At 62.8% G+C, this 8972-nt stretch carries 8 protein-coding genes and 1 pseudogene; 1 reads left to right on the top strand and 8 read right to left on the bottom strand.

Annotation, left to right across the window (positions count from 1 at the left end):
- The 4 genes and pseudogenes from EN925_RS11820 to EN925_RS11830 form a co-directional block, all read right to left on the bottom strand.
- Positions 1 to 303 (bottom strand): annotated as a pseudogene (locus EN925_RS11820) (hypothetical protein); the annotation flags it as partial.
- Between the two features lie 231 nt (positions 304 to 534).
- On the bottom strand, positions 535 to 3006 hold the full coding sequence (gene gyrB, locus EN925_RS11825) for a DNA topoisomerase (ATP-hydrolyzing) subunit B (RefSeq protein ID WP_013528198.1): 2472 nt from the start codon (positions 3004 to 3006) through the stop codon (positions 535 to 537).
- A 70-nt stretch (positions 3007 to 3076) separates the two neighbouring features.
- Entirely contained in the window at positions 3077 to 3208 is a 132-nt protein-coding gene (locus EN925_RS41470) for a hypothetical protein (protein WP_255337201.1), read from the bottom strand.
- Between the two features lie 248 nt (positions 3209 to 3456).
- Positions 3457 to 4026 carry an NADPH-dependent FMN reductase gene (locus EN925_RS11830; RefSeq protein WP_024501906.1) on the bottom strand — a complete coding sequence of 190 codons (570 nt, stop codon included), beginning with the start codon at positions 4024 to 4026 and terminating at the stop codon, positions 3457 to 3459.
- Between the two features lie 177 nt (positions 4027 to 4203).
- Here EN925_RS11830 and EN925_RS11835 point away from each other — a divergent pair, with 177 nt between their 5' ends.
- Positions 4204 to 5571 (top strand): cytochrome P450, encoded by a 1368-nt coding sequence (locus EN925_RS11835; RefSeq protein ID WP_013528196.1) that lies wholly within the window; start codon positions 4204 to 4206, stop codon positions 5569 to 5571.
- A gap of 29 nt (positions 5572 to 5600) precedes the next feature.
- Here EN925_RS11835 and EN925_RS11840 read toward each other — a convergent pair whose 3' ends face one another.
- The 4 genes from EN925_RS11840 to EN925_RS11855 all read right to left on the bottom strand — a co-directional run bounded on the left by EN925_RS11840 (position 5601) and on the right by EN925_RS11855 (position 8845).
- Positions 5601 to 6578: a complex I NDUFA9 subunit family protein gene (locus EN925_RS11840; RefSeq protein ID WP_024501904.1), complete on the bottom strand. Its 978-nt coding sequence runs from the start codon at positions 6576 to 6578 to the stop codon at positions 5601 to 5603.
- A 93-nt stretch (positions 6579 to 6671) separates the two neighbouring features.
- Positions 6672 to 7124 (bottom strand): DoxX family protein, encoded by a 453-nt coding sequence (locus EN925_RS11845; RefSeq protein WP_027164211.1) that lies wholly within the window; start codon positions 7122 to 7124, stop codon positions 6672 to 6674.
- A 196-nt stretch (positions 7125 to 7320) separates the two neighbouring features.
- On the bottom strand, positions 7321 to 7602 hold the full coding sequence (locus EN925_RS11850) for a hypothetical protein (RefSeq protein ID WP_013528193.1): 282 nt from the start codon (positions 7600 to 7602) through the stop codon (positions 7321 to 7323).
- Positions 7603 to 7843: 241 nt separating this feature from the next.
- Positions 7844 to 8845 carry an Ldh family oxidoreductase gene (locus EN925_RS11855; protein ID WP_024501902.1) on the bottom strand — a complete coding sequence of 334 codons (1002 nt, stop codon included), beginning with the start codon at positions 8843 to 8845 and terminating at the stop codon, positions 7844 to 7846.
- Between the last annotated feature and the right edge of the window lie 127 nt (positions 8846 to 8972).

Here is an 8972-nt window from a genome sequence, read left to right on the forward strand (position 1 = left end):
GTCCGTGTGGATGCCGACCCATTTGGTGCGCAGGCGTCCGGCAAGGTAGCCGCCGACACCCGAGGACAGCCATTGCACGATGATCAGCCAGACGGCGGTGGATGCCGCGAAAGTGGTGACAGATGCGCCGGATCCCGACCAGGGCGACACCATGCTCAATCCAAGCCCGGAGCCCAGCAGCATGAGGATGAAGGTCAGCGTCGAGGCCGCGAAGGCACCGGCGATGATCGGTCCCCAACTGACGGCGGTGGAGGAGGATTCTGTTGAAGTGGAAACGTCGACAGCCGATAGGGTGGACTGCATAAGTGCCCCCTATCGTACGAACAGCATGATCAGAATGATGATCGGGATCGGTATGCCGAGCAACCAGAGCAAAATGCCGCGTCCCATGGAAGCCTCCTGTTAGAAATTGTGATCGATATTGTCACAATGTCTCGCAGGGACTTCCGTTCCGGCGCGTTGCAAATTGATTTTGTTGCCGCCGGTGGAACAATTGGCGCGCCGCAGCGCGCCAATTCAGATTTAACGTCCAGATCAGATATCCAGATTGGCGACCGACAGCGCGTTGTCCTGGATGAACTCGCGCCTGGGCTCGACCTCGTCGCCCATCAGCCGCGAAAACAGCGAATCCGCATCGGTCGCGTCATTGACCTTGACCTGCAGCAGCGAGCGCACGTTCGGATCGAGCGTGGTTTCCCACAGCTGTTCGGCGTTCATCTCGCCGAGACCCTTGTAGCGCTGCATCGTCAGGCCCTTGCGGCCTGTCGCAAAGACCGCATTGAGCATCGCCAGCGGCCCCGAGATGGTTTCGGAGACATCCTTGCGGCGCAGCACCGGCGGCGACCCGTAGACCTCGCTGAGGCGCTGTGCGTAACGGTCGAGCTGGCGTGCGTCGGCCGAATTGATCAGCGCCAGGTCGAGATGCGCATATTCCTTGACGCTGCGCACCGTGCGCTCGAACACATAGCCGCCAACGCCTTCATTCGAGGTCGACATGCGGCCGGTCCAGCCGCGCTCGGTGTCCTCGGCGATGATGTCGAGGCGTTTTGCAATCCGCTCCGCCATGTCGTTGGCGCGGCCGAGATCGGCGAACACGTCCGGGTTGAGCCCACCGGCGATCGCCGCCTGCTCGACGACGCCTCTGTTGTAGCGCGTGTGCAGGCCGTTGATCAGCTGGCGCACCGCCAGCGCGTCATCGATGGCGCCACGCAGGTCCTGCCCGATGCGAACCTCGCCCGAGCCGAGCGTAAGCGATGCTTCCTCCAGTCCCGAGCCGATCAGGAACTCCTCGAACGCGCTCTCGTCCTTGATGTATTGCGAGCTCTTGCCGCGCGTCACCTTATAGAGCGGCGGCTGGGCGATGTAGAGATGGCCGCGCTCGATCAGCTCAGGCATCTGCCGGAAGAAGAAGGTGAGAAGCAAGGTTCTGATATGGGCGCCGTCGACGTCGGCGTCGGTCATCAGGATGATCTTGTGGTAGCGCAGCTTGTCGGCGTTGAACTCGTCCTTGCCGATCGAGGTGCCGAGCGCCGTGATCAACGTGCCGATCATGTCGGAGCCGAGCATGCGGTCGAAGCGCGCCCGCTCGACATTGAGGATCTTGCCGCGCAACGGCAGGATCGCCTGGTTCTGGCGCGAACGCCCACCCTTGGCGGAGCCGCCGGCGGAATCACCCTCGACGATGAAGATTTCGGATTTCGCCGGGTCGCGTTCCTGGCAGTCGGCCAGTTTGCCGGGCAGGGAGGTGACGCCGAGCGAACTCTTGCGGGTGATATCGCGCGCCTTGCGCGCCGCTTCGCGCGCCGCCGCCGCCTGGATCACCTTGTCGACGACCACCTTGCCTTCGCTCGGGTGTTCTTCCAGCCAGGTGCCGAGCGCTTCGTTGACCAGGCCTTCGACGACAGGACGGACTTCCGACGAGACCAGCTTGTCCTTGGTCTGCGAGGAGAATTTCGGGTCGGGAACCTTGACCGACAGCACCGCCGTCAGACCTTCGCGGCAATCGTCGCCGATCAGCGAGACCTTTTCCTTCTTGGTCAGCCCAGAGGATTCGCCATAGCCGGTGATCTGACGCGTCAGCGCGCCGCGGAAGCCGGCCAGATGCGTGCCGCCATCGCGCTGCGGGATGTTGTTGGTGAAGGCCAGCACGTTCTCGTGGTAGCTGTCGTTCCACCACATCGCCACTTCGACGGTGATCCCGTCGCGCTCCGCCCGGATGGCGATCGGCTTGTCGATCAGCGGTTTCTTGACGCGATCGAGATATTTGACGAATTCTTCGAGGCCTCCATCGTAGTGCAGTTCATGGCGCACGACATCGGCGTGACGGGCATCGGTCAAAATGATGCGCACGCCGGAATTGAGGAAGGCAAGCTCGCGCAGCCGGTGTTCCAGCGTGCCGAAGTCGAACTCGACCATGGTGAAGGTCTCGGCCGACGGGAAGAAGGTGATCTGGCTGCCGCTGCGGCCCTCATAGGTGCCCGGCTGCTTGTCCTGCTCATAGGTGCCGGTCGCCTTCAGAGGTGCGTCGGCATTGCCATGCGTGAAACTCATCTCGAAGATCTGGCCGTTGCGGCGGATCTTCAGCTTTAGCCACGCCGACAGCGCGTTGACCACCGAGACGCCGACGCCATGCAGGCCGCCCGAGACCTTGTAGGAATTCTGGTCGAACTTGCCGCCGGCATGCAGCTGCGTCATGATCACTTCGGCCGCCGAAATGCCTTCTCCGGTGTGGATATCGGTCGGAATTCCGCGGCCATTGTCGATCACAGTGACCGAACCATCGGGGTTGAGCGTCACGGTGACGAGGTCGGCGTGACCGGCCAGCGCCTCGTCGATGGCGTTGTCGACCACTTCATAGACCATGTGATGCAGGCCCGAGCCGTCGTCTGTATCACCGATATACATTCCGGGGCGTTTGCGGACAGCGTCCAACCCCTTCAAAACCTTGATGGAATCGGCGCCGTATTCGGCTTCAGCGCCGTTGTTGTTGTCGATCTGATCGCTCATGAAAACCTGTTGTCTGGATGCCGCCTGCACAGCGCGAAAAATCCGCGCCGAATCGCGCCTCTGATATCGACTAGATATAGGCGCAAAAGGCGGTTTTTCCAAGGTTTGCAGGCATTTCACTGGGAATGGCCGGCTGCCAATGGCGGGCCTCCGCCGGCCCCCATTTCACTTCGGCCAGCGGTCCTTGAGAAACCTTGATCATGAACTTGTATCTCGGCGCCAGCCGCCTGCTGCGGTCGCGCCCCGGCGTCATGTCGGGCGGGCGGCCGGATCAGGCGGTGGTCGTCGTTGGCGATGACCAGGGCCAGGCGCCACCACTGCGGTGGCGGTGGTGAGCATAGGCAGCAAGGCAAACAGCAAGCGCAAATCGAACTGCCCCCCAGCTCGTTCCTGTGCACGACCACCTCTCTATGGCAGCAAACCGGGGGTTTTTGCGGAAGACCAGCGTTTTCAGCCTGCCCGCATCGGCTTCAAAGCCTCGCTCCAGCGCAGCAGCTCGTCGAGCATGGTTTTGGCTCCGCCCTGCACCTGTTCGCTGGCGTTGAAAGCGCCATTTTCGTCGAGCAGTTTCTGGTACATCGGCAGCGCGACGCCTTCCGGGATCGGCATGACACCTACCGAGGTCAGCAGCGGCTTCAGCGCTTGCGCCGCGCGCAGGCCGCCGGAGACGCCGCCATAGCTGAAAATGGCGGCTGCCTTGTACTTCCATTCGCGCGAGAGATAGTCGATCGCGTTGACGATCGCCGGCGCCACGAAATAATTGTATTCCGGCGCCACGAAGACGAAGGCATCGGCGGCATCGATCGCCTTGGACCAGGCTTTGGTATGATCGTTCTGGTAGTTGCCAAGCCTTGGATGGTGCGGTTCGTCCAGCACCGGAAGCTTGAACGCATCGATGTCGGTCAGTACAGGCTCGAATTTCCCGTGCTCGCGCGCGAACCTCTCCAGCCACTCGGCAAAAATCGGTCCGGCGCGACCTGGCCGCGTGCTGCCGATGATGATGTTCAACTGGTGCTTCAAGCTGGGCTCCTGCGGTGGCGGTATCCATTGGTGACTGCCACCTAGGGCATGCCGCTCGGGGCAACAAGAAGGCACCTCGCGGTAACCGGTCACATTCCGGAGAGTAGGGCCTTGCCGTTCGGTCACATGGACGCCTGCTTTGCGGCCCACTACATTGGGTCATCAGCGGAGCACAGCATGGACATCCAGCCCGCCCCCTTCATTCCCCCGGCGCCGAAGCCGCGCACGACGCCGCCCTCGACGTTGGAGATGATCCGCATCGTCTACCGCAACCCGCTCGAATTGTGGGGTGAGCATACCTACAACGAGCCGTGGATCTCGGCGAACGGCGTTGGCGGACATCTGATCGTCGCCAATGATCCCGCCCTGATCCGGCATGTGCTGGTCGACAACGCCAGGAACTACAAGATGGCGACGGTGCGCCAGAAGATCCTGCGGCCGATCCTGCGCGACGGCCTGCTCACCGCCGAGGGCGAGGTCTGGAAGCGGTCGCGCAAGGCGATGGCGCCGGTGTTCACGCCGCGCCACATCTTCGGCTTCGCCCAGCCGATGCTGAGGCGCACGCAGGACTTCGTCACCCGTTACGAAGACGGCGGCACGTCTGACATCGCCCATGACATGACGCTGCTCACTTATGACATTCTGGCCGAGACGCTGTTTTCCGGCGAGATATCAGGCGAGCCCGGCAGTTTCGCCAACGAGATCGACCGCCTGTTCGAGACCATGGGTCGCGTCGATCCGCTCGACCTGTTGCGTGCGCCCGACTGGCTGCCGAGGCTGACCCGCATCCGTGGCCGCAAGACCATGGCCTATTTCCGCAAGATCGTCACCGACACGGTCAAGATGCGCGAAGCGAAATTCAAGCGCGATCCCGATGCCGTGCCGCAGGATTTCCTGACACTGCTGCTCAAGGCCGAGGGACCCGACGGACTGACGCGGGCCGAGGTCGAGGACAATATCATCACCTTCATCGGCGCCGGCCATGAGACGACGGCGCGTGCGCTCGGCTGGACGCTCTATTGCCTGGCTGAATCACCGTGGGAGCGCAACCGGGTCGAGCAGGAGATCGACCAGGTGCTGGCGCGCGAGCCCGATCCGACGAAATGGCTCGATGCCATGCCGTTCACGCGCGCGGCTTTCGACGAAGCGCTCAGGCTCTATCCGCCGGCGCCGTCGATCAACCGCGAGCCGATCGAACCGGAAATGTGGAAGGATCTTCATATCCCCAAGCACGCCGCGGTGCTGGTGATGCCTTGGGTCGTGCATCGCCACAGGAAACTGTGGGACCGGCCGGATGCCTTCCTGCCGGAGCGCTTCCACCCGGGAAATCGCGAAAAGATCGACCGCTTCCAGTATCTGCCGTTTGGCGCCGGCCCACGCGTCTGCATCGGCGCCAGCTTCGCCATGCAGGAGGCGATCATCGCGCTGGCGATCATGCTGTCGCGCTTCCGCTTCGACACCACCGCCGAAACGAAACCCTGGCCGGTACAGAAACTGACCACGCAGCCGCAAGGCGGTCTACCGATGCAGGTCACGCCGCGTTAGACATGACACCTTCAGGCAGTTGCGCCGAATTAGGCCGCGGGCTTGCGTTGCTGGAACTGGCCGGCGGCGCGGTAGCGCCAGAGATAGCTGGGCAGGATCGTCGCGATCGACTGCGGCTGGATGCCTAGCCCCGCAAGCGTCCTGTTGGTCTGGTTGGCGGCGTCCGAAACGATGTTGTGCTCGCGCAGCTGCATCACCTGGTCCTTGGTCAGCAGCGGGTTGGGCAGGAGACCGAGGATCGAGGCCTGGATGTTGGCCACCCACCACGGAACCGGCACCAGCAGCCGCTTGCGCTCGATCACGTCGAGCAGCTCTTCCATACACTGCTTGAAGGTGAGCACCTTCGGTCCGCCGAGTTCATAGATCTGGCCGCCATCCACCTTGCCGTCGACCGAGCGCGCCACCGCTTCGGCCACGTCGCCGACATAGACCGGCTGAAACTTGGTCTGGCCGCCGCCGATCAGCGGCAGCACCGGCGAATAGCGCGCCATGTTGGCGAAGCGGTTGAAGAAGCCGTCTTCGGGTCCGAAATTGATCGACGGCCGGAAGATCACGGCGTCCTTGATCGTCTCCAGCACAGCCTTTTCGCCAAGCGCCTTGGTGCGCGCGTAGTCTGATTCGGAGTCCAGATCGGCGCCAAGCGCAGAAATGTGGGTCAGGCCGGCGCCGACCGAGCGCGCGGCCTCGGCCACTGCGCGGGCGCCGAACTCGTGCACGGCGGAGAATTTCTGCCGGCCGCTCTCATGCAGGATGGCGACCAGATTGACGACATGGTCGGCGCCTTGCACGGCGCGGTCTACCGACCAGCGCACGCGCACATTGGCCTGGACCGGCTGGATCTGGCCGACATTGCCGAGCGGCTGCAAATGGCCGGCGAGATCGGGCCGCCGGCAGGCGACCCTGATGCGATAACCGCGCTTGGCCAACGCGCGCACGACATGGCGGCCGACAAAGCCTGACCCGCCAAAGACGACGACGAGCTTTGGGGTCTGCAGGATTTCGGTCATGGCTGGCTCCGGCGCTCGCAGGCTTGGCTGAAGCCGTTTCATAATCCGTTTCGTGCCAAAGGCAAAGGGCGACGCGTCGTCGCTATCAGCCTGTCAGAACGCTTTGCCGATACGGGCGTCGACCGAATGGCGGTTGCCGCCGCGAATGACGAAGAAGAGCAGGATCGCTGCCCACAGCAGCGACTTTTCCGCACCCGAATAGCCTTGGCCCATGGTGACCCAGTGGAACCAGACCGTGACCAATAGCACGAACAGGCCGGCAAAGGCGGCCGGCCGCGTCAAAAACCCGATGGCGATGAAGATGCCGCCAAAGAATTCAGTGCAGGCCAGAAGCAACGACCACAACGCGCCCGGATAGAAGCCGAGACCCTCGACCATCTCGGCAGCGCCGAAAGGATTGGTGATCTTCTGCGAACCGTGGATGGCGAGAAACCCGCCGGCGACGACGCGAAGAACGGTTTCGGCACCATCGTGCAGGGCCGCGTAAAACCTGCCAAGGACCGGGATGACAAGGGCGTTGCGGGGATTGTCCGTGCTTGCCGACATTGTAGCTCCTCTGTTTTGCTCAATCAGCGCAAACGGCCGATCAGGTTGGTCGAAGTCAAATAAACAAAAGTTGACCAAAACGAGAATGTTTTACCATCGTGCGATCAAAACGCAGAAAACCCCGCCGAAGCGGGGTTTTCCGGGTGACATCCATGCGAAGCCAGGGGCCGACGGCGCGGCCTGACCTGAGACGGTATCAGGAGGGCGTGAAGCAAGTACGCCCACCCCAGCCCTGAACATCCGACATGGTGCCACCAACCTTCTTGCAGGCGGCGACGAAATCAGCGCTGCAATTGGCGAATTTTGCATGGCCGTTCTTGCAGTAGTGGTCTTCGGTGGCCCCGCCGCTCGGGGCAGCGATGACACCCGGGCTGGACGGCTTGACCGGTGCGGCCTTCAGGGTGGCTGCCTGTGTGGCGCCCATGAACGAGCCGAGCAGAAGGACGGCGGTCAGCATGGTGATCTTGGTGTTGGTCATGGCAATTTCCTTTGATTTGGGTTGAGTTTTCCGAGGCGCGAAGGACCGGCCTTCGCGTGATGCAGGCTTTCGATTTCGGTTTGCTGCTTCCCTCGGTGTGGATCGGGCAAGCTCGCCTTGCCCTGGACAAAGCTGGGTCGCAGCAAGGCGCGAAAAGGTTCAGCGGCGCGCAAAGAAAATCGCACTGCGCCGCGCCTGCGGCGGGCGAATTCCAGATAACTAATTGATATTTAATAGATATTCAGGAAGAATAGCGTGCAGCGAATTCGGAAATGCGCTGCACCACGGCCTTCGATGCGGTGATGCCGCGCGCTTGCGCCTTCTCGGCGGCCTCTGCGCGGGCACGACCGGGCACATGCACGCCGAAGCGCCGCCGCAGCCGGTCAAGCTGGTCCTTCATTCGTTGCTCGAAATCTGGATCGAGCAGCTTGGGTTCGATAGCAAGCACGAACAGTCCCGTGCCGGGGCTGTCCGGCCCGCCGCTGAACCATGGCGCGTCGAGCGACCAGTTGGCGCCCGACAGGCCCGCCGCCAGCACCTCGACCATCAGCGCGATGTTGGCGCCGCGCTGACCGCCGAAGGCGAGCATTGCGCCCTTCATGGCGGCGGCGGGATCGGTGGTCGGGTTGCCGCTGGCGTCCAGCGCCCAGCCTTCCGGGATTGTCTTGCCGTCCTCGGCCGCTTTGCGGATGTTGACGAAAGCGGTGGCGCTCGACGACTGGTCGATGACCAGCGGCGCCCCGTCGGCGGCAGGCGCGGCAAACGACATCGGGTTGGTGCAGTAGACCGGCTTGACCGAGCCCGAGCCGGCAAGCACGGCCGGGCCGTTGGTGGCTGCGAACGACACCAGTCCTTGTGCTGCCAGCCTTCCGGTGAAATAGCCGAGCGCGCCGCATGTATAGGCGTTCTTCTGCGAGAAGATGGCGACACCGAACAGCTTTGCCGCCTTGGCGAGGTCGTCGATGGTGCGGTCGAAGCCGGTATGCGCCAGCCCGCCGCGTGCATCGGAGAGATAGACTGCCAGCGCCGGCCGGGTGATCACCGGGTCGGCATTGCCGTCGATGCGTCCGGCTTCCAGCGCCTCGAGATAGTCGATGAAATGCGACAGACCGACCGAGGAAAGCCCTTCGGCCTCGGCTGATATGATCGAAGCAGTGAGCGATTGCGCCGCTTCCTCATTGGCGCCGGCGCCAAGTGCCGCCATCCGGCACAGTCCTTTTGCCTGGTCGAGACTGAGTTGCATCATGGCCGTCCTAGGGGAGTAGGGGAATAGGGGAGTACGGGACAGTGGGCAGTGAATAGCGAATGGGGATGGAAATGTGAATGTGGATAGTGGCCCGATACTCCCCTACTCCCCTACTCCCCTACTC

Origin of the sequence: Mesorhizobium sp. M7A.F.Ca.US.006.04.2.1, assembly GCF_004022915.1 — a bacterium.
GTDB lineage: Bacteria > Pseudomonadota > Alphaproteobacteria > Rhizobiales > Rhizobiaceae > Mesorhizobium > Mesorhizobium ciceri.